The sequence below is a fragment of the Nonomuraea antimicrobica genome (genome assembly GCF_039536965.1).
GTDB lineage: Bacteria > Actinomycetota > Actinomycetes > Streptosporangiales > Streptosporangiaceae > Nonomuraea > Nonomuraea antimicrobica.
On sequence record NZ_BAAAZP010000164.1, the window covers coordinates 33,858 to 51,893 of the forward strand.

The 18,036-nt window shown below is 68.3% G+C and carries 15 protein-coding genes and 1 pseudogene; 6 read left to right on the forward strand and 10 right to left on the reverse strand.

Features of this window, described 5'->3' with window-relative positions; translation table 11 throughout:
* Nucleotides 1-42: 42 nt before the first annotated feature.
* A pseudogene (locus ABD844_RS40210) lies at nucleotides 43-696 on the reverse strand (ABC transporter ATP-binding protein); the annotation flags it as partial.
* A gap of 113 nt (nucleotides 697-809) precedes the next feature.
* Here ABD844_RS40210 and ABD844_RS40215 point away from each other — a divergent pair.
* Entirely contained in the window at nucleotides 810-2,006 is a 1,197-nt protein-coding gene (locus ABD844_RS40215) for a sensor histidine kinase (RefSeq protein WP_344890506.1), read from the forward strand.
* The gene (locus ABD844_RS40220) at nucleotides 2,003-2,644 is read left to right on the forward strand and encodes a response regulator (RefSeq protein ID WP_344890509.1); all 642 of its coding nucleotides are present in this window, start codon (nucleotides 2,003-2,005) and stop codon (nucleotides 2,642-2,644) included. Before ABD844_RS40215 ends, ABD844_RS40220 begins: the two co-directional genes overlap by 4 nt.
* A 376-nt stretch (nucleotides 2,645-3,020) precedes the next feature.
* Here the strand turns inward: ABD844_RS40220 and ABD844_RS40225 are convergent, their stop codons facing one another.
* The 3 genes from ABD844_RS40225 to ABD844_RS40235 form a co-directional block, all read right to left on the reverse strand.
* Nucleotides 3,021-3,524, reverse strand: coding sequence for a DUF402 domain-containing protein (locus ABD844_RS40225; protein WP_344890512.1), 504 nt, complete (start codon nucleotides 3,522-3,524; stop codon nucleotides 3,021-3,023).
* A gap of 445 nt (nucleotides 3,525-3,969) precedes the next feature.
* Nucleotides 3,970-5,394, reverse strand: coding sequence for a glycoside hydrolase family protein (locus tag ABD844_RS40230; RefSeq protein WP_344890515.1), 1,425 nt, complete (start codon nucleotides 5,392-5,394; stop codon nucleotides 3,970-3,972).
* Nucleotides 5,395-5,899: 505 nt separating this feature from the next.
* Nucleotides 5,900-7,144 (reverse strand): glucarate dehydratase family protein, encoded by a 1,245-nt coding sequence (locus ABD844_RS40235; RefSeq protein WP_344890518.1) that lies wholly within the window; start codon nucleotides 7,142-7,144, stop codon nucleotides 5,900-5,902.
* 103 nt (nucleotides 7,145-7,247) lie between these two features.
* Between ABD844_RS40235 and ABD844_RS40240 the strand changes: the two genes are divergently transcribed.
* Entirely contained in the window at nucleotides 7,248-8,717 is a 1,470-nt protein-coding gene (locus ABD844_RS40240; protein WP_344890521.1) for an aldehyde dehydrogenase (NADP(+)), read from the forward strand.
* Nucleotides 8,718-9,404: 687 nt separating this feature from the next.
* On the opposite strand, the gene ABD844_RS40245 is transcribed toward ABD844_RS40240, so the two are convergent.
* The 5 genes from ABD844_RS40245 to ABD844_RS40265 form a co-directional block, all read right to left on the reverse strand.
* Nucleotides 9,405-10,319: a 5-dehydro-4-deoxyglucarate dehydratase gene (locus ABD844_RS40245; protein ID WP_344890524.1), complete on the reverse strand. Its 915-nt coding sequence runs from the start codon at nucleotides 10,317-10,319 to the stop codon at nucleotides 9,405-9,407.
* A gap of 12 nt (nucleotides 10,320-10,331) precedes the next feature.
* Nucleotides 10,332-11,096: an IclR family transcriptional regulator gene (locus ABD844_RS40250; protein WP_344890527.1), complete on the reverse strand. Its 765-nt coding sequence runs from the start codon at nucleotides 11,094-11,096 to the stop codon at nucleotides 10,332-10,334.
* A gap of 73 nt (nucleotides 11,097-11,169) precedes the next feature.
* The gene (locus tag ABD844_RS40255) at nucleotides 11,170-12,030 is read right to left on the reverse strand and encodes a carbohydrate ABC transporter permease (protein WP_344890530.1); all 861 of its coding nucleotides are present in this window, start codon (nucleotides 12,028-12,030) and stop codon (nucleotides 11,170-11,172) included.
* Entirely contained in the window at nucleotides 12,027-12,956 is a 930-nt protein-coding gene (locus ABD844_RS40260; RefSeq protein ID WP_344890533.1) for a carbohydrate ABC transporter permease, read from the reverse strand. The genes ABD844_RS40255 and ABD844_RS40260 overlap by 4 nt, the downstream gene beginning before the upstream one ends.
* Nucleotides 12,953-14,263 (reverse strand): sugar ABC transporter substrate-binding protein, encoded by a 1,311-nt coding sequence (locus ABD844_RS40265; protein WP_344890536.1) that lies wholly within the window; start codon nucleotides 14,261-14,263, stop codon nucleotides 12,953-12,955. Before ABD844_RS40265 ends, ABD844_RS40260 begins: the two co-directional genes overlap by 4 nt.
* Nucleotides 14,264-14,399: 136 nt before the next feature.
* On the opposite strand from ABD844_RS40265, the gene ABD844_RS40270 reads away from it, so the two are divergent.
* The 3 genes from ABD844_RS40270 to ABD844_RS40280 all read left to right on the forward strand — a co-directional run bounded on the left by ABD844_RS40270 (nucleotide 14,400) and on the right by ABD844_RS40280 (nucleotide 17,190).
* Nucleotides 14,400-15,194: an NAD-dependent epimerase/dehydratase family protein gene (locus ABD844_RS40270; protein WP_344890540.1), complete on the forward strand. Its 795-nt coding sequence runs from the start codon at nucleotides 14,400-14,402 to the stop codon at nucleotides 15,192-15,194.
* A 104-nt stretch (nucleotides 15,195-15,298) separates the two neighbouring features.
* Nucleotides 15,299-16,261, forward strand: coding sequence for a LacI family DNA-binding transcriptional regulator (locus ABD844_RS40275; protein WP_344890543.1), 963 nt, complete (start codon nucleotides 15,299-15,301; stop codon nucleotides 16,259-16,261).
* On the forward strand, nucleotides 16,258-17,190 hold the full coding sequence (locus tag ABD844_RS40280; protein WP_344890546.1) for an aldose epimerase family protein: 933 nt from the start codon (nucleotides 16,258-16,260) through the stop codon (nucleotides 17,188-17,190). Before ABD844_RS40275 ends, ABD844_RS40280 begins: the two co-directional genes overlap by 4 nt.
* 52 nt (nucleotides 17,191-17,242) lie before the next feature.
* Here the strand turns inward: ABD844_RS40280 and ABD844_RS40285 are convergent, their stop codons facing one another.
* Entirely contained in the window at nucleotides 17,243-17,914 is a 672-nt protein-coding gene (locus tag ABD844_RS40285; protein WP_344890550.1) for a tyrosine-protein phosphatase, read from the reverse strand.
* Nucleotides 17,915-18,036 lie beyond the last annotated feature (122 nt).

An 18,036-nucleotide genomic window follows, 5' to 3' on the forward strand; every position in this document is an offset into this window, starting at 1 on the left:
GCTTTCGGCGGTCAGGGCCAGGTAGGCCTCTTCCAGCGACGGATAGCGGGCCGTCAGCTCGGCGACGGTGGCCTCGGCGACGAGCTTGCCCCGGCCGACGATCACGATGCACTCGGCGGTGAGGGCCATCTCGCTCATGAGGTGGCTGGAGAGCAGGACGGTCCTGCCCTCGGCGGCCAGCGAACGCATCAGGCCCCGGATCCAGCGCACGCCGTCGGGATCGAGGCCGTTGACCGGCTCGTCGAACATCAGCACACCAGGGTCGCCGAGCAGCGCGGACGCGATGCCGAGACGCTGTTTCATGCCCAGGGAGAATCCGCCCACTCGTTTGCGTGCCACCCCCGACAGGCCGACCAGCTCCAGCACCTCCGCGACGCGAGCGGGACCGATGTCGTTGGTGAGGGCCAGGCAGAGCAGATGGTGGTAAGCGCTGCGGCCGCCGTGGACGGCCCCTGCGTCGAGGAGCGCGCCGACCTCGCGCATCGGCTTGGTGAGCGAGGCGTATCGGCGCCCGTTGACCAGGGCGCGGCCGGAGGTCGGCGCGTCGAGGCCGAGGATCAGGCGCATGGTCGTGGACTTGCCGGCGCCATTGGGGCCGAGGAAACCGGTCACGTGGCCCGGCTCGACCTTGAAGGACAGGTCGTCCACGGCGAGGGTGTCGCCGTAGCGCTTGGTGAGGTGGAGGAGTTCGATCACGCGGTAAAGGATGCGGGAGGCCGGGCCGCCGGCGCGTCGGACCACGGTTCGAACTTCAAGGTCAGACCCTGGGTTGACGTGGGCACGCCACTTCAACGGCTACGGTTCAACGCGTGGACACGCACCCCTTCTTCGTCAGGCGCATGAGCCGTCAGCAGTTGGTCGTGCTCGACCTGGTGGCGGGGCTGTGCTTCGCGTTCCTGATGTTCACCATGACGGTGCACGCCACCGTTCTGCCGCCGTCGATGCGGATCGTGCTGCCCCTTGGCCTGGGGCTGCCGCTGGCCCTGCGCAGGGTGTGGCCTCTGCCGGTCTTCTGCCTCACGCTGGCCCTGGCCGTCTACGCCGTGCTGGGCGGTGTCGTGGGGCTGGCCTATCTCGCGCCCGCGTACGCCCTCTATATCGTCGCCTTGTCTGACCGGCGCGGTGCCGCGATCCCGACGTCGGCCATAGCTGTGGTGAGTCTGATCACTTTCCTCGCTCTGACGATGGCGGGCACACCACGCGGAGACGCGCCCGACTGGCTGGTGCACCTCGACCAGCCGCTGCTGGGCATCGCGGCGCTGGGCGGGGCGTGGACGATCGGCCGAGCCGTGCACGAGCGCAGGTCGTATGCGGCCCGTGACGCCGAGCGGCTGGCGGCGCAGGCGGTGACGGAGGAACGGTTACGGCTCGCCCGCGAGCTGCATGACGTGGTAACGCACAGCGTCGGGCTGATCGCGGTCAAGGCCGGGGTGGCCAATCATGTCATGTCCACCAAGCCGGAAGAGGCACACGACGCCCTGCGCGTGATCGAAACTGCTAGCCGCAGCGCGCTGGTCGAGATGCGTCATCTGCTGGGCGTGCTGAGATCGACCGAGATGCCCGACCGTGTGCCCGCGCCCGGGCCGGCAGGAATGCAGGCGCTGGTGGATCAGGCCCGGCTGGCCGGGATCGAGGTGGAGTTCGAGCTCCGCTTCGAGGAGGGCGATGGCGGGGTGCGGGAACGGGAGACGGACGCATGGGGGCGGCTGCCTGAGGGCGTGGCGTTGTCGGTTTATCGAATTGTTCAGGAGGCTCTCACCAACGTGGTCAAACACGCCGCGCCGACCACCTGCCGGGTTTCTGTGGTCGCCGACGGAAAGGCTGTGCGGATCGAGGTGACCGATGATGGGCCGGGGAGGCGTACATTGCCTTCCGACGGTGCCGGGCACGGCCTTATTGGAATGCGGGAGAGGGTGATGATGTACGGAGGTGTTTACGAGGCGGGGAGCCTGCCTGGTCGAGGGTTTCGAGTGTTTGTGAAATTGCCCTATGAGGAGGTTTCGTGATCCGGGTGGTCGTCGCCGACGATCAGGCGTTGATACGGGGCAGCTTCAGGGTGCTGGTGGACTCCGAGCCCGATTTGGAGGTGGTGGGCGAGGCGGCTACCGGGGTCGAGGCTGTTAAGGTCGTATCGGAGCGGCGGCCGGATGTCGTGCTTATGGACGTGAGAATGCCGGACATGGATGGCATTGAGGCTACTCGTCGTATCCGCGAGATTGCTCGAGTGCTGGTCGTGACGATGTTCGATCTCGATGCTCACGTTTATGATGCGCTTCGGGCCGGGGCCAGTGGATTTTTGCTGAAGGATACGCCGCCTGCGGACCTGCTGGCCGCCATTCGTGTGGTCGCCGGTGGGGAGGCGCTGTTGGCCCCGACGGTGACGCGGAGGCTGATCGAGGAGTTCACGCGTACTCCGGTGCTGCCTCGGGTCAAAGGGCTGGAAGGTGTCACGGAGCGGGAACGGGAGGTACTGACGTTGATCGCGCGAGGGCTGTCTAATGGTGAGATCGCCGCGCATCTGCAGGTGAGCCTGGCTACGGTCAAGACGCATATCACGCGGTTGCTGGCCAAACTGGAGGCTCGGGATCGGGCGCAACTCGTTATCGCGGCATATGAGAGTGGGTTGGTCTCTGCGGTCAGGTGATGGAGGTAGACGATTTTGATTTGCGGTGAGCGACGGGATGAGGTAAGGCTATGTCTATGGTGCTTTGGCGGCCTAATGGGGTTGTGGTGTAGCTTCAATGGGTGAGTGGAACGCTTGGTTTGTCTTTTGAGGTAAGGCTAGTTGGGCCGTTTCTGGTAGATGGGTTATGGTTGATGGCGCGGAGAACTCGGATGCTTGGCTGATTGAGAGCGATGGGTTAGGGGTCGGGGAATCGTTCGTTCGAGTATTTGGGTTTGGATGAATGGGTGAAGCTTGGATGTGAGTCATGACGTTGTCTTCGTTGGGTGTGGCATGATTGTTGATAGGGCGGGTGTCGTTGATGGGTTTCGTTGTGAGTGGTGATGGTTGAGGTGTGTTAAAATTGGATTGATTTTGAGAGCCAGTCCAAGTGTGCGCCGTCAAAGGGTCCTGTTCTTTCGCCTACTGCGTTGAGAAGCCAGCGTGCGGATTCTTCTGCTTGTGTGATTAGCTCGGATGGGTAGTTCAAGAGGATCTGGTGTTCCGCGAACTCGTCTTCGTCGTCGAGGATTAGACGTCCGTCCCGCATTCGGATAACGTCCAGGTCGAGATCGAGCATGGTGACCTCGCCGTTCTTCCACTCTGGAATGGTGGTGACGTCGACGTAGACCTCGCTTTTGTGGGGTGGAGTGTTGAACGAGGCTGTCCACCAGGCGTTTCGGGGGAAAAGCATGATGGCTGTCGTCTCCCACGTGACAGGCGGGCCTTCGCCCTTGCGGGCCACGGTTCCGCCGGGGACTTCGACCCACACGCCGTGTTCATCCTCGCCGAGTAGGCGGCCCGGGTGGTTCCAGTGCAGTGCGCCACCGTACTTTCGGAAGACAATTCGCACATCGCTCATGGGGTGAATCTATCCGTGGCGGATGAACTTTATCCGTGCGGGCATGGGGCACGGCATGAGAGTGTGGCGCGACCTGAGGGTGCGTCTCCTGGCCTGAGCGTGCCTTCTGATTCGGGCGTGCCTCGCAGCGTGCGGTGCGGTGCGATGCGTGCGGCATGGGCGTGTGGCGCGGCGTGGGTGTGCGGTGCGTGCGGCGTGCGGTGCGGTGCCGCGTGGGTGTGTGGCGCGGCGTGGGTGTGCGGTGCGGCGTGGGTGTGCGGTGCGCGCGGCGTGGGTGTGTGGCGTGGGTTCGAACTGGGCTGTTCGGCCGGGGGAATCCAGGTTGCGTCGCGTGAGTGAGGGCGGGGTGTCTGCGGGGGAGGCGCGGGCGGGCCCCGAGCACTGCGCCTCGGTCAGTGCGCCTCGGTCACTGTGGCCTGCGCGTACGACTTGTGGTGGGTGCTGCCTAGGGGAGGAGGGCCAGGGCTTGTACGAGGGCTGCCAGGCGGCGGGGGGAGGCCAGGCCGGCGTGGTAGAGGTGGAACTCTGAGGCTCCGGCTTTGGCGTATGTCCGGAGTTGGTCGGCCAGGATCTCGGGGTCTGCTGGGCGGGGCGGGAGGGCTAAGACGTAGGCGCCTACTCGCTGGGGCGGTGTGGCGAGTTCCTTCAGGCGGGCGAGGCGGGTGGCGTCTGTGGTGGGGTCGCCCCAGCAGTTGGCGACCAAGACGTCTGCTGCCGGTTCGCCTGTGGGGAGCGGGGCGAAGGCGCCGGTAGCCCAGGGGTTCGGGTTGGCGTGGAGGGTGATGGGGACCTTTGGGGCGGTTTCTCTGGCGGCAGTGATCAGGCGTTGGCGGAGGGTGGTGGACAGGGCGACTCGGATGTTGCGGATTTCGTCAGTCAGGGGGGCGAGGGCGTCTTCGATGGTGATGGGTGGGGGTTGCGGGGTGGTGACGCTGTTGCTCGATGTCCCGTCGGTGGTGTTGGTGGCGGTGGCGGTGGCCCTGTTGGTGGCGGTGGCCGTGTTGGTGTTGGTGTTGGTGGCGGTGGGTTGGTCGGTTGGGATGGGGCTGGAGGGGTGGATGTGTGTTGGGGTGTTGTGAGGAGGAACGTGGGTTGGGGTGTTGTGGGGGTAGGTGGTGGCCGTTGAGCTGCTGCTAGATCTGAGGTTGGCTGAGTCGGTGTGGGTGTGGGTGTGGGTGTGGGTGTGGGTGTGGGTGTGGGTGTGGGTGTGGGTGTGGGTGTGGCGGTTGTCTATGGTGGCGCGGATTTGCGCTCTTGTTGTTTCTGGGTAGTGGGGGGCGCATTTTGTGCAGAAGCACAGGGAGAGGAGGTCGGTGTCCACTGCGGTCCAGTCTGCGCCGGAGGTTTTCTCGTGGACGCTTTGGTGGCCGAAGCCCATCGGGCCGCAGGCTTCCAGGATCAGGCCGTCCGGCTCGGCCAGTTCCAGGATCTCCTTGACGAGGTTCTCGCAGTACTCGATGACGTCCTCGTGGGCCGGGCACAGTGCGTACGGGTACGGGTCGCCGAAGGCGTTGCGTACGACGAGGTCGGGGTTGGCCGTGCCCAGGTGGGAGTTGTGGGTGAGGACGGTCCAGGCGTGGACCTGGAGGCCGACGGCCTTGAGCGCGTCCCTGGCCTGGAGGTAGGCGTCGGCAGGCGTCCAGGTGGGAGCGGCAGGGACGAGCCGGGACCAGGACGATGGGCGGATCGGGAGGTAGAAGGCCGGATATGGCACGTCCAGTACGCGGTGGGCGGGATGGTACGGCGTGGCCGCTCTGGTCGAGTGGTAACTGGCTGCCAGGGCCACCGCTTGGACGCCCAGGTCCGCCAGGCGACCGGGGGCCGATGGGTCACCGACCACGTCCCAGGGGTAGAGGTAGGCGACGTTCATTGGCGGGTCTCCTTGTGCCGGAGTGGATGGCCTGATGGGAACGGGTTCCGTGAGTGTGGGTGGTGATGGCGGGGGAGACGGATGGTGGGGTTGAGGTAGGGGCGTTTGGGGTCGGAATAGGGTCCTGTTCGTTGTGGAGTGGAGTGGAATGGGCGAGTGGGCGCGGGTGTCTGCCATTTGGGTGAGCGGGTGGGTTTCTGTGCGTGTAGGTGGTTGGGTGGGTTCTGTGCGTGTGGGTGGCTGGGTGGGAATGGTGCTGTAGTGCTGAGGTGGCTGGGTGGGAATGGTGCTGTGGTGGTGAGGTGGCTGGGTGGGAATGGTGCTGTGGTGGTGAGGTGGCTGGGTGGGAATGGTGCTGTGGTGGTGAGGTGGCTGGATGGGAATGGTGCTGTGGTGGTGAGGTGGCTGGATGGGAATGGCGCTGTGGTGATGGGTTCTGTCGGTGTGGATGGTTTGGGGGATGAGGGGTGGGTGGGTTTCTGTTCGGGGGGTGTTTGGGGGTGGGTTACCAGCGGGGTCTGGTTGAGGGGAAAGAGGGGTTGATGCGGCGCATGTACGACGTGTCGTCTCGCGCCACGATTCCGCACTTCTCGTACTGCTCGTTCATGACCGCCAGCGCGTCTCTGTCCAGTTCCACGCCGAGGCCGGGTCCTGTGGGCACCGGGACGGAGCCGTTGGTGAAGCGGAGGGTGCCGGGGGTGAGCACGTCTTGACCGTTCTGCCAGGGGGTGTGCGTGTCGCATGCGTACGTGAGGTTCGGGGTGGTGGCGGCGAGGTGGGTCATGGCGGCGAGGCTGATCCCGAGGTGGGAGTTGGAGTGCATGGACATGCCCAGGCCGAAGGCGTCGCACATGGTGGCGATGTGCGAGGAGCGTGTGAGGCCGCCCCAATAGTGGTGGTCCAGGAGGAGTACGTCGATCGCGCGGGCTGCCGTGGCGGGCGGGAAGTGTTCGGGCGTGACCACGCACATGTTGGTGGCCAGGGGCATGGGTACGGCGGCGGCGACCTCCGCCATGCCCGTTATGCCTGCCGTCGGGTCCTCCAGGTATTGGAGGGCGCCGTCGAGTTCCCGGGCGACGCGGATCGAGGTCTCGACCGACCAGGTGGCGTTCGGGTCGAGGCGGAGCGGGACGCCGGGGAACGCCTCGTGCAGGGCACGGATCGCGGCGATCTCCTCGTCCGGGGGGAAGACGCCGCCCTTGAGCTTGATGGACGCGAAGCCGTATTCCCTGATCAGGAGTCGGGCCTGCGCGACGATGCCCGCTTCGTCCAGGGCGGCGCCGAACCGGTCCGGTTCCGCGCCGGGGTGGCCGGCCCACTTGTAGAAGAGGTACGCGCTGTACGGCACCGCGTCCCTCACCCTGCCGCCCAGGAGGTCGGAAACCGGGACACCGGCCGCCTTGCCGCGAACGTCCAGGCATGCCACCTCGAAGGCGGAGAAGACGCGGTCGATGCTTCTCTCTTGGGAGGCGGTCGGCACGCGCTGAGCGTCCTCGCCGACGATCGCGGTGACCCGGGCGTACATCGTGTTCAGGGCGTGGACGTCGAGGCCGATCAGGGCCTGCGCGCATTCGCGTACCTTGCCGAGGTGTCCGAGATCGCCGTAGGTCTCGCCCAGCCCGGTCAGGCCTTCGTCGGTGACGATCTCGACGATGGCACGGAGGGCCCACGGCTGGTGGACTCCGGCGGCGTTCAGGAGAGGCGGGTCCAGGAAGGCAACGGGAGTGATGCGAATCTGTCTGATGATCATCGCACGCCGTCCATATATGTGAACACTAGCCAGATTTGTGGACACGTCGCCGCAACTGTAAGAATCAGCCTGAAGAAGTGTCAAGACTCCGAAGGGCCATTCGATGATCTACGGACACGACCCCAGGACCGGCGAGACCGTGGGCGCCGCCCTGCCCGAGACCGACAGCGCCGGGGTCGACTTGATCGTCTCCGCTGCGGCCGCGGCCGGAGCGGCCTGGCGGGCGACTCCGGCCGCCGAGCGGGCCGCCGCGCTGGAGTCCGTCGCCGACGCGCTCGCCGCGCATGTGGACGAGTTGTGGCAACTCGCCGACCAGGAGACCGCGCTCGGCGAGGTACGCCTGCGCGGCGAGGTGGCGCGTACGGCGGGGCAGTTCAGGCTCTTCGCCGAGGTGATCAGGGACGGCGGCCACCTGGAAGCCATCATCGACCACGCTGACCCTTCGACGACGCCGCCCCGGCCCGACGTGCGGCGGATGAAGCACGCGCTGCAGGGTGTCGTGGCCGTGTTCGCGGCGAGCAACTTCCCGTTCGCGTTCTCGGTGGCCGGTGGCGACACGGCCTCCGCGCTGGCGGCCGGGTGTCCCGTGGTTGTGAAGGCGCACCCCGGGCACCCGAACACGTCCGAGCGGGTGGCCAAGCTCGTACGGGAGGCGCTGCCGTACCCCGACCTGCTGGGGCTGGTCCAGGGCATGCGGGCCGGGGTCGACCTCGTGCAGCATCCCGGCGTGGTCGCGGCCGGGTTCACCGGCTCCGTGGCAGGGGGCAAGGCGATCCAGCGGCTGATCGACGAGCGGGAGGTGCCGATCCCGTTCTACGGCGAACTGGGGAGCGTCAACCCTGTGGTCGTGCTCCCGTCGGCGTCCGCGAAGGAGGTCGCCACGGGGTTCGCCGCGTCGCTGACGCTGGGGGTCGGGCAGTTCTGTACGAATCCCGGGCTCATGTTCGTGCCCGACGACGACGAGCTGCGCAATGCCATCGTCGAGGCCGTCGAGGGCACGAGTGGCGGGCCGATGCTGGCCGAGCGCATCCGCGACGGGTACCTCGGGGGCGTCGAACGGCTGGGTGAGCTGCGACTGCTGGCCGAGGGCAAGCCGGGCGAGGGGAGTTGGGCGGTCACGCCGAAGGTGTTCACGGCCGATCTCGACACGTTCGCGGAGAAGCTGCCGGGCATTGGTGAGGAGTGCTTCGGGCCGACGTCGATCGTCGTGACTTACCGCGAAATTTCGGACTTGCGGCCGGTGCTCGGACGGCTCGAAGGCTCGCTGACCGCGACCGTTCACAGCGCGGAGCCGGACGAGGCCGCCGAGGTCGCCGAGGTGCTGGCCAAGAAGGCCGGGCGGCTCATCTGGAACGGCTGGCCGACCGGGGTCGCCATCTGCTGGGCCATGCATCACGGTGGGCCTTGGCCTGCGGCTACGACGTCGTACACGTCGGTGGGGGCCACGGCGATCGGGCGGTGGCTGGCGCCCACGGCGTACCAGGACTGGCCCGAGGCGCTGCTGCCGGACGAGCTCAAGGACGCCAACCCGCTGTCCGTCCCGCGCAGGGTGGACGGCCGGTTGGAGGTCTGAACGATCTGGGGGCTCGCCTGTGTGAGGGCCATACATATCGGGTGAGTGGCACTCGCCGCCCGAGAGTAAGCGGGCAGACTGGGGACGGGCGGAGGGCCGCCGATCACTTGGCGGGAGCGGGCCGCCATGGTCAATCATGGTCAATGTCGGCGCGGCCCCGGGCACTCAGCGGTGGGTGCCCGGGGCTCGTCGGCGGTGAGGGAAGGCGGGCGGTCGGCATGGCGCATGCGCGCTCCGGCGTGGGGAAATGTGGGCTAGGTGTGCATGGGGCGCGCTCCGGAGCGGGGAAGTGGCGGCACCACCCCATGGTCCCCGGGGTCTGTGCTCCAGCGGTGGTGCACGAGGGCTGAGTGTGCGGCTTCGGCGCCGGAGTGATGCAGCAGGGGCCTGGGTGCGAAGAGTTGCGGTGGAAGGCCTGCGGGGCTCGCTGGGAGTGGCAGATGGTTGGGGCGCGGCTGTGAGAGAACGGGCGGGCGTCGGGGGGAGGACACGGGTGGTGGGCAGGCAGTGGGCAAGTGGTGGGCAGGCGGTGGGCAGGCGGCTGGCAGGTGGTGGGTAGGCGGTGGGCAGGCGGCTGGCAGGTGGTGGGTAGGCGGTGGGCAGGTGGTGGGTAGGCGGTGGGCAAGTGGTGGGTTTCAGGGGATGGGTGTTGGGGTGTGGGCGATAAGCGGCGGTGGGTGTTGAGTGTCAGTGGGTGGTGCCGGTGATGGACAAGCCCACCCCGATGATCCGTTCCAGCTCCACCAGATCCTCCCCACCAGGATCCACCAGCGGCGCCCGCACACCCCCCACCTCCAGCCCCCGCATCCGCACCCCGGCCTTGACCAGCGAGACCGCGTACCCGGGCACCCGATCCCGCAGCTCCACCAGCGGCAGGTAGAAGTCGGTCAGCAGCCGCTGTGCCAGCACCTCGTCCCCGCCGGTCACGGCCTTGTGGAAGGCGAGCGCGATCTCGGGCGCGAAGGCGAAGACGGCGCTCGAGTACAGGTTCACCCCGAGCCCCCGGTACGCGGGCACGGTCAGCTCGGCCGTGGGCAGGCCGTTGAAGAACGTGAAGTCCTTCCCTGTCTCCCTGCGCACGGTCAGGATGATGCGCTGGAGCAGGTCGAAGTCCCCCAGCCCGTCCTTGAACCCGACCACCAGCGGCACCTCGGCGGCCAGTTCGGCCACCGCCGAGGGGGTGAAGCGGGCGGTGCCGCGCTGGTAGATGATGACGGGCAGCCCGCCGGCCTCGGCCACCTCGCGGACATACCGTACGAGGCCGGAGGCAGGCCCCGTGACGAGGTACGGCGGCATCAGCAGCAGGCCGTCGGCGCCCTCGGCGCAGGCGGCGCGGGCGATGGCGCGGGCGGCAGGGAGCGGCCCTCCGGCGCCGGCGAGGACGGGGACGCGGCCGGCGGTGGCCGCCACCGAGGTGGCCACCACCCTGGTGTACTCCTCGAGGTCCAGGGCGTTGAACTCACCGGTGCCGCACGCGCTGAAGACCCCGCCCGCCCCTGCCGCGACGCCGTTGGAGACGTGCCGGGCGAGGACGGGTTCGGCGAGCGCGCCGTCGGGGCCGAAGGGAGTCACCGGGAAGAAGAGAACGCCGTCTAGCCGCATCAACGGTCCTTTCTAGCGGATGCCCTCCCTGCGGAGGGTGGCCGCCAGCTTCTGGGTGTGTTTGACAACCGCGTGGGTGATCTGCTCGACCTCGGTCGGGGTGAGTCCGGCGGGCATCGAGCAACTGATCGCGTCGGTGGCCGGGATGCGGTAGTCGACCGCCACGGCCACGCAGGCCACGCCCGGCGTGCCCTGCTCGCTTTCGTACGACCAGCCGCGGGTGCGGACCTGGTCGAGCTCGCCTGTCAGTTTGGTCAGGTCGGTGATGGTGTGCTGGGTGAGCGTGGTCAGCGGGTTGGGCAGCAGCGCCACGACCTCGTCGTCGGTGAGCTGGGCGAGCAGCACCTGCCCGAGCGCCGTGAGGTGGGCGGGCAGCCGCCGGCCCACCCTGGGGATGACGTGGTTCGCCTCGCGGGACTCCCTGGTCGCCAGGTAGAGCACGTGCGCCCCGTCACGGCGGGCGAAGTGCACGGTGTGGCCGATCTCGTCCCGCAGGTCCTCCAGGCAGTCCTGCGCGTACGGCAGCGCGGGGTCCTTGTCGAGGTAGGCCGTGCCGGTGAGCAGCGCGTGTGGCCCGATCCCGAAGGCCGACCTGGCCGAGTCGGTCTCCACCCAGTTGAGCTCGACCAGCGTCCGCATGAGGGCGTGCAGGCTGCTGCGGGGGAAGCCGGTACGCTGCTGGAGCTCCGACAGGGTCAGATGGTCGTGCGACTCGGCCAGCGTCTCCAGGATGCGTACGGTCCGCTCGGCGGACTTGACCAACTGGGGCTGCTCCATGGTCGTCCCATCTCGTATCCTTCGGCGGCTTCAGACATCCAGGATATGGGATACCGTTCAGATACATGGACGCCTAACCTTTGACCGCGCCGCTTGTCAGACCGCGCATGAACTGCCGCTGGAACGCCAGGAAGGCGATGATCGACGGCAGCAGCGCCAGCAGTGAGGCGGCGAGCAGCACGCCGATGCCGACCTCCTCGTCCGAGCGGAGCGAGCGCAGCGCGATGGGCAGGGTCCACATGTCCGACTCGGGGGCGACGATCAGCGGGAGCAGGTACTGGTCCCAGATCATGGTGAACCCGAAGACGCCGATCACGCCGAGCGCGGGGCGGCACAGCGGCAGGATGATCGTGGCGAAGATGCGCAGCTCGCCGGCCCCGTCGATGCGCGCGGCCTCCTCCAGCTCGACCGGCACCTCCTTCATGAACTCGGTCATCACGAGGATGGAGAAGCCCCAGGCCCCGACGGGAAGGATCATCCCGGCGTAGGTGCCGATCAGGTTCAGGTGCAGCACCGGCAGGTCGGCCAGGACGAGCGAGAGGGGGATCGCGATGATCTCCTCGGGGAGCATCATCGTGGTGAGCATGAGCAGCATCACGAACGTCATGCCACGAAACTTCTTGCGCGCCAGCGAGTACGCCGCGAAGACGCTCACCAGCATCTGCAGCAGCAGCCCGAAGCCCACGACGACGAACGAGTTGAGCAGGTAGAGGTAGACGTTCTTGTCCTTGGCCTGGACGAAGTTCTCGAAGGTGAACTCGTCGGGCCACAGCGAGAAGGAGGTGGGGTCGAGGGTCTTGTTGAAGGCGCTCATCAGGAGCCCGACCAGCGGCCCGGTGAAGACCGTCACCATGAGCCCGTAGACCAGGACCTTCCCCGCGACGGCCAGCGGCCCCCGCCGGGACTCCAGGCCCAGCGCGCTGTCGAACCTCATGTCGCCTGCCTCCTGCGCAGCATCTGCACGATCACGGTGAGCGCCAGCGTGGCCGCGAACAGCACGATGCCGCCCGCCGAGGCGACCCCCAGTTCGTTCTTCTGGAAGCCGAGCTTGTAGATCAGGGTCATCAGCACCTCGGAGGAGCCGTTCGGCCCGCCGTTGGTGAGCACGTACACCTCGACGAAGACCCGCAGGCCGCGGATGGCCGCCAGTGTGAACAGGATCCAGAACACCGGACGCAGCGCCGGCAGCGTGATGTGCCGCAGCCGCCGCCAGGTCGAGGCGCCGTCCACGGCCGCGGCCTCGTACAGTGTGCGGTCCACGCCGACCAGGCCGGCCAGGAAGATCATCATGTCGTACGGAGTGCCGCGCCAGATGCTCATCAGCATGATCGACCAGAGCGAGGAGTCCTCGCTGGCCAGCCACGGTTGCGGGGCGACGCCCGCCCAGCCGATGATCACGTTGAGCATCCCGTTGTCGGCGGGGTGGAACATGATGCGCCACACCTCGGCCACGGCCGCCATCGTGGTGACGACCGGCAGGAAGGCCGCGGTCCTGACGAACCACAGGTATCGGGCGGGTCCCTCGATGAGCAGCGCCAGCCCCAGGCCCAGCACGAGGGAGCCGACGGTGGTGCCCAGGGCCAGCACGACGCTGTGCCAGATGGCCGCGCCGAACTCGTCGTCGCCCATGATCGTCTGGTAGTTCCGCAGGCCGACCCATTCGTCACCGAGGAAGGTCTGCACCTTGAACAGGCTCTTCCACAGGCCCACGAACATCGGGATGAACTTGAAGTACAGGAAGAGCAGCAGCGCGGGCGCCAGGAACAGCCACGCGATCAGCGGCCCCCGCCACCGCGCCGCCTTGGGCGGGTGGCCGGGGGACGCCGTGCGGCCTCGCGCCGGGGCGAGTGGGGAGGTCATGACGCTTTCTGGCTCTGCAGTTCCTGGGTCAGCTTGGTGTTGAGCTGGTCCATCGCGGCCTTGACGTCGGCGGAGCAGTCGGCCCAGACGGCGTTGATGGCGTCGGCGGAGGTCTGGCGGATGGGCGCCCAGTTGGGCACCGGCGGGGCGTAGACGGCGTTCGCGTACGACTCCTGGAACACCTTCCAGCGCGGGTCCTGCCGCTCGGCGGCCAGGTCGACCGTGGTGTTGACCGGCAGGCGGACGATGGCGCCGTTGGCGTCCTTGTTCATGCCGATCCGCTGTCCCTCGGGCGAGACGGCGAACTCGGCGAACTTCTTCTGCGCGTCCTGGTTCGGCGACCCGGCCATGAGGTAGACGTTCTCGCCCTCGCCGAGGGTGCCGGGGCCGCCCGACGGGCCCTTGGGCACGGGCAGCACCTCGAGCTTGTCGGTGCCGATGCTCTTGACGAACCTGGCCAGCACGTACGGCCCGACCAGGTAGATGCCGCCCTGGCCCTTCTCGAACACCTCGTGCGTGACGGTCGTGTCGTTGCTGACGGCGCCCGGGTTGACCGTCTTGGTCCGGCAGAACTGGTCCTGGAGGTACTGGACGGCCCCGACGGTCTTGGGGTCGTTCACCGTGGCGGTGTACTTGCCGGCGCCGGCGGCCGTGAGGAAGTCGCCGCCGTTGGCGTAGATGAGGGAGGAGGCGTACCAGGAGGCGTAGCCGCGCTTGGTGCCCGCCGGGGCGACGAAGCCCGCGGTGTCCTTCTGACCGTTGCCGTCGGGGTCTCGCTCCGTGAACGCGGTGGCCAGTTCGGCGAGGTCCGCCCAGGTGGCGGGCGGCTCCATCTTGACCTTCTCGCGCCAGTCCTTGCGTACGATCAGCGCGAACGACTGGGCCGAGAACGGCGCCGCGTAATACTTGCCGTCGCTGCCCGTGGCGGCCTTCCAGGCGGTTTCCGAGAGCTGGTCGCCACCGGCCAGCGCCGCCTTGTCGACCTGCTGGAGCCAGCCCTGCGACTGCATGTTGCCGAGTTGGGCGGTGTCGTTGATGACGATGTCGGGCAGTTGTTTCTGCGCCGCCTGCTGGTTGAGTTTGGTCTCGAAGTCGTCGAAAAGGGCGACGACTTTCGTTTGCACCCCGCTGGCCTTGGTGAATGCGTCGGCCAGTTTCTTGGCCGTCTTGGCGGAGTCCGAATCGGGCGCCTGCCTGATCCAGATCTCGAAAGTGTTGTCCGAACCTGACGATCCCCCGGAACCGCAGCCTGTCAGTCCTACGGCCAGAGTCGCCGCGACGGCGACTCCCAGCAGACGACGTGACATCAGACCGCCTCCTGTTCACGTAAGTGGACATGAGTCGTGGACTTGGATGTGTGCCTGTGAACGTAACTAGCGGCATGGCTAACGGTCAATATTCAAGGATGTGAAAGTCGGCCAGAATCGTGTACACCATGGATGCATGCGCATTCTGATGACAGGGGCCGCGGGAAAAGTCGGGACGTTGCTCCGGCCGCGCCTCGCTCGCGACGGCCGTACGCTGCGCCTTTCCGATGTCCGGCCGATCGCGCCCGGCCCCGGCGAGGAGTGGGTGCCGGCCGACCTGACCGACCCGGGCGCCGTGGCCGAGGCGATGAAGGGCGTGGACCGCGTGCTGCACCTGGGCGGCCAGAGCAGGGAGCATCCCTGGGCCGACATCGTGCGGGACAACATCCACGGGACCCAGGTGCTGCTGGAGGCCGCGCACGCGGAGGGGGTCGAGCACGTCGTGCTCATGGGCAGCCACCACGCCGCCGGGTTCCACACCAGGCCGCGGGACGGCTCCGACCTGCCCGACTACGCCTTCCCCCGCCCCGACACCTTCTACGGAGTGAGCAAGGTCGCCATGGAGGCCCTCGGCAGCCTCTATCACGACCGGTTCGGCATGAACGTCACCGTCGTCCGGCTCGGCACCTGCAACGAGGGGCCGGGCGACACGCGCGGGCTGGCCACCTGGATCTCGGCCGACGACCTGACCCGGCTGGTCGAGGCCGGGCTGAGCGCGACCGGCCACCACGTCGTCTGGGGCGTCTCGGACAGCCCCCGCCGCTGGTGGTCGCTGGAGGAGGCCCGGTCGATCGGCTACGTCTCGCGCGACTCGTCCGAGCCCTTCGCCGCCGCGCTCGTCGCCGAGCAGGGCGAGCCCGACCTGTCGGCCCCCGTGCACGACCGCGCGGGCGGCATCTTCACGCTGAACGAGCTGGGCGGCAAGTGGTGACCTGAGTCCGAGGCCATCGAGGCAACCGGTTGCACAACCTTGACGACAGGCGACCAGAAGGTCAAGGTTAAGGCTGGCAACCGTTTGCAAGGGAGGGCCGGGCGATGGCGGCGACGATCAAGGACGTGGCCCGCGCCTGCGGCGTGCACGTCTCCACCGTGTCGCGTACCTTCTCCGCGCCGCACCTCGTCAATCCTGCCACCAGAAGCCGCGTCCTGGCAGTCGCGGACGACCTCGGCTACCGTCCCAACCGGGCGGCCAGGGCGCTCACCACAGGCCGCACGTTCAACCTGGGCCTGATCGTGGCCGACATCTCCAACCCGTTCTTCCCGCCCCTCATCAAGGCGGCCCAGGCCCAGGCGCGCGGTCGCGACTACCACGTGTTCGTGGCCGACACCGACGAGGACCCCCGCGTCGAGGAGGAGCTGATCAGGACGCTCACCAAGCAGGTGGACGGCGTCCTGCTGTGCAGCCCCCGCCTGTCGAACAAGATGATCGAGCGCCTGGCCGAGGACGTGCCGTTCGTGGTGATCAACCGGCGCATCAAGGGCATGCCCGCCGTGCTCATGAACGTCGCCCACGGCGCCGGGCTCGCGCTGGAGCACCTGGCCGATCTCGGCCATCGCAGGATCGCGCTCGTGTCGGGCCCGATCGGGTCCTGGACCAGCAACGAGATGCAGGGTGTCGCCGCCGAGACCCCCGGCCTCGACCTGGTCTTCTTCGGCCCCAACCAGCCCACGGAGACGGGCGGCCTGGCCGTGGCCCCGGAGGTGGCCGCCTGCGGCGCCACGGCGGTGCTGGCCTACAACGACCTCGTCGCCCTCGGCCTCATCGAGGGGCTGGCGGCGATGGAGATCGGGGTGCCGGACCGGATCAGCGTGATCGGGTTCGACGACATCCTGCCGGGGCGGCTCAACCGCCCCAAGCTCACCACGGTCGCCATGCCCGCGGAGGCGGCGGGCAGGATGGCCGTCGATCTGCTGCTCCAGTCGGGAGGCGAGGGCGCGACGGTGACACTCGACACCGCCCTCATCGTCCGCGAGTCCACGGGAAAGGCCCATAAATGATCTTCGGAACGCTGCCGTCGGGCCGTCAGGTCGAGCGCGTGGAGCTGTCGTCGGGACGCCTGCGCGCCGAGGTGCTCACCTACGGCGCCATCGTGCGCACGCTGGAGGTGTCGGGGGTCGACGTGGTGCTCGGGCTGGACACGCTCGACGACTACCGCACCCGCAGCCGCTACTTCGGCGCCGTCGTCGGCCGGTACGGCAACCGCATCGCGCACGCCCGCTTCACCCTCGACGGCGCCGAGTATCACCTGCCTGCCAACGACGGCACCCACAGCCTGCACGGCGGCACCGAGGGCTTCGACGCCAGGGTGTGGACGATCGCCGCCCGCACCGGCTCGTCGGTCACCCTCACGCTGGTCAGCCCCGACGGCGACCAGGGCTATCCGGGCACGCTGACCGCCTCGGTGACGTACACGCTGGAGGGTGACGCCCTGCGCGTCGACTACGCCGCCGAGACCGACGCGCCGACCGTGGTCAACCTCACCAACCACGCCTACTTCAACCTGAAGGGCGAGGGCGACGTGCTCGACCACGTCCTGCGGATGGAGGCCGGGCACTACCTGCCGGTGGACGCGGGCAAGATCCCCACGGGCGAGCTCGCGCCGGTCAAGGGCACGCCGTTCGACTTCACCGAGCCGCACGCCGTGGGCGAACGGCTCGACGGCGGCTACGACCACTGCTTCGTGCTCGACGGCGGGGTCGAGGTGACGGCCGGCGGCCTGACCATGCAGGTCACGACCACCGAGCCGGGCGTGCAGTTCTACTCGGGCAGCATGCTGGACGGGGCCGCGACGCCGTACGGGCCGTTCGCCGGGCTGTGCCTGGAGACCCAGCACTACCCCGACTCGCCCAACCGGCCGCACTTCCCCTCCACGGTGCTGCGGCCGGGCGAGCGCCGCACCTCCACCACCACCTACCGCTTCGTCTGACCGCCCCGGTCCCGACGAGGGATCGGCGGGGATCGGCGGGGATCGGCCGGGGCTACGTCAGGGGGGTCAGCGCGGTGCGCAGGCGTTCGGCGTGGGCGCGGGTCAGGCCGTTGGCGAGCAGGATCCGCTCCGCGCCGCCGCGTCCTGCCACCACGCCCAGGAACGTGCGCATCGCGCTCTCCGGCGCCTCCATCAGCGCAGGGGGCAGGTCGTCGGACAGCGCGGCGCCCAGCATGAGCAGCACGTCGGGCAGCGCCTTGGCGGTGAGCGCGTAGTCGCGCACGATGGCCTCGTGCTCCACGCCGAGCAGGTCGAGGATCAGCGCGACCACGATGCCGGTGCGGTCCTTGCCCGCCGCGCAGTGCACGAGCGCGGGCAGGTGGTCGGCGATCTCCGCGATCACCCCGGCGAACCAGGTCGCCCGGCGGTCGAGCAGGGCCACGTACATGTCGCCGAGTTCCAGGCCGGACGGCAGCGTGGCGAGGCGGGCGGGGGAGAGGGACGAGCCCGCGCCCAGCGGGGCGTGCCGCACGGCGCCGCCCAGGACGGGCGCCCAGTCGCCCTCGACCCGCTCGTGGTCGGCCCGCAGGTCCGCGATGAGCCGCAGCCCCGCCACCAGTTCGGCGTCCTCGCGGGTGAGCGTGTGCGGCTGCGCGGAGCGGTAGAGCACACCGGGCCGCAGCGCGGTCTCCGCCGCGACGTCCCGCAGGTTGAGGAGAGGCATACGTCGTGTATACGAACGTTTTGTGCGGGGAAACGCGGCGGCCAACTGGACGCCGGGTGAATCTCTCGTCACCTTTGGGGTGACCAACCTCGGGGAACAAGCGTGACGGGACATCGGCGAGC

Excerpts from the sequence above, each read along its gene's own strand:
- ABD844_RS40275 (WP_344890543.1), top strand. The coding sequence starts at position 15,299 with ATGGCGGCGACGATCAAGGACGTGGCCCGCGCCTGCGGCGTGCACGTC.
- ABD844_RS40255 (WP_344890530.1), bottom strand. The coding sequence starts at position 12,030 with ATGAGGTTCGACAGCGCGCTGGGCCTGGAGTCCCGGCGGGGGCCGCTG.
- ABD844_RS40270 (WP_344890540.1), top strand. The coding sequence starts at position 14,400 with ATGCGCATTCTGATGACAGGGGCCGCGGGAAAAGTCGGGACGTTGCTC.
- ABD844_RS40250 (WP_344890527.1), bottom strand. The coding sequence starts at position 11,096 with ATGGAGCAGCCCCAGTTGGTCAAGTCCGCCGAGCGGACCGTACGCATC.
- ABD844_RS40230 (WP_344890515.1), bottom strand. The coding sequence starts at position 5,394 with ATGAACGTCGCCTACCTCTACCCCTGGGACGTGGTCGGTGACCCATCG.
- ABD844_RS40245 (WP_344890524.1), bottom strand. The coding sequence starts at position 10,319 with ATGCGGCTAGACGGCGTTCTCTTCTTCCCGGTGACTCCCTTCGGCCCC.
- ABD844_RS40260 (WP_344890533.1), bottom strand. The coding sequence starts at position 12,956 with ATGACCTCCCCACTCGCCCCGGCGCGAGGCCGCACGGCGTCCCCCGGC.
- ABD844_RS40265 (WP_344890536.1), bottom strand. The coding sequence starts at position 14,263 with ATGTCACGTCGTCTGCTGGGAGTCGCCGTCGCGGCGACTCTGGCCGTA.
- ABD844_RS40235 (WP_344890518.1), bottom strand. The coding sequence starts at position 7,144 with ATGATCATCAGACAGATTCGCATCACTCCCGTTGCCTTCCTGGACCCG.
- ABD844_RS40280 (WP_344890546.1), top strand. The coding sequence starts at position 16,258 with ATGATCTTCGGAACGCTGCCGTCGGGCCGTCAGGTCGAGCGCGTGGAG.
- ABD844_RS40285 (WP_344890550.1), bottom strand. The coding sequence starts at position 17,914 with ATGCCTCTCCTCAACCTGCGGGACGTCGCGGCGGAGACCGCGCTGCGG.
- ABD844_RS40240 (WP_344890521.1), top strand. The coding sequence starts at position 7,248 with ATGATCTACGGACACGACCCCAGGACCGGCGAGACCGTGGGCGCCGCC.
- ABD844_RS40225 (WP_344890512.1), bottom strand. The coding sequence starts at position 3,524 with ATGAGCGATGTGCGAATTGTCTTCCGAAAGTACGGTGGCGCACTGCAC.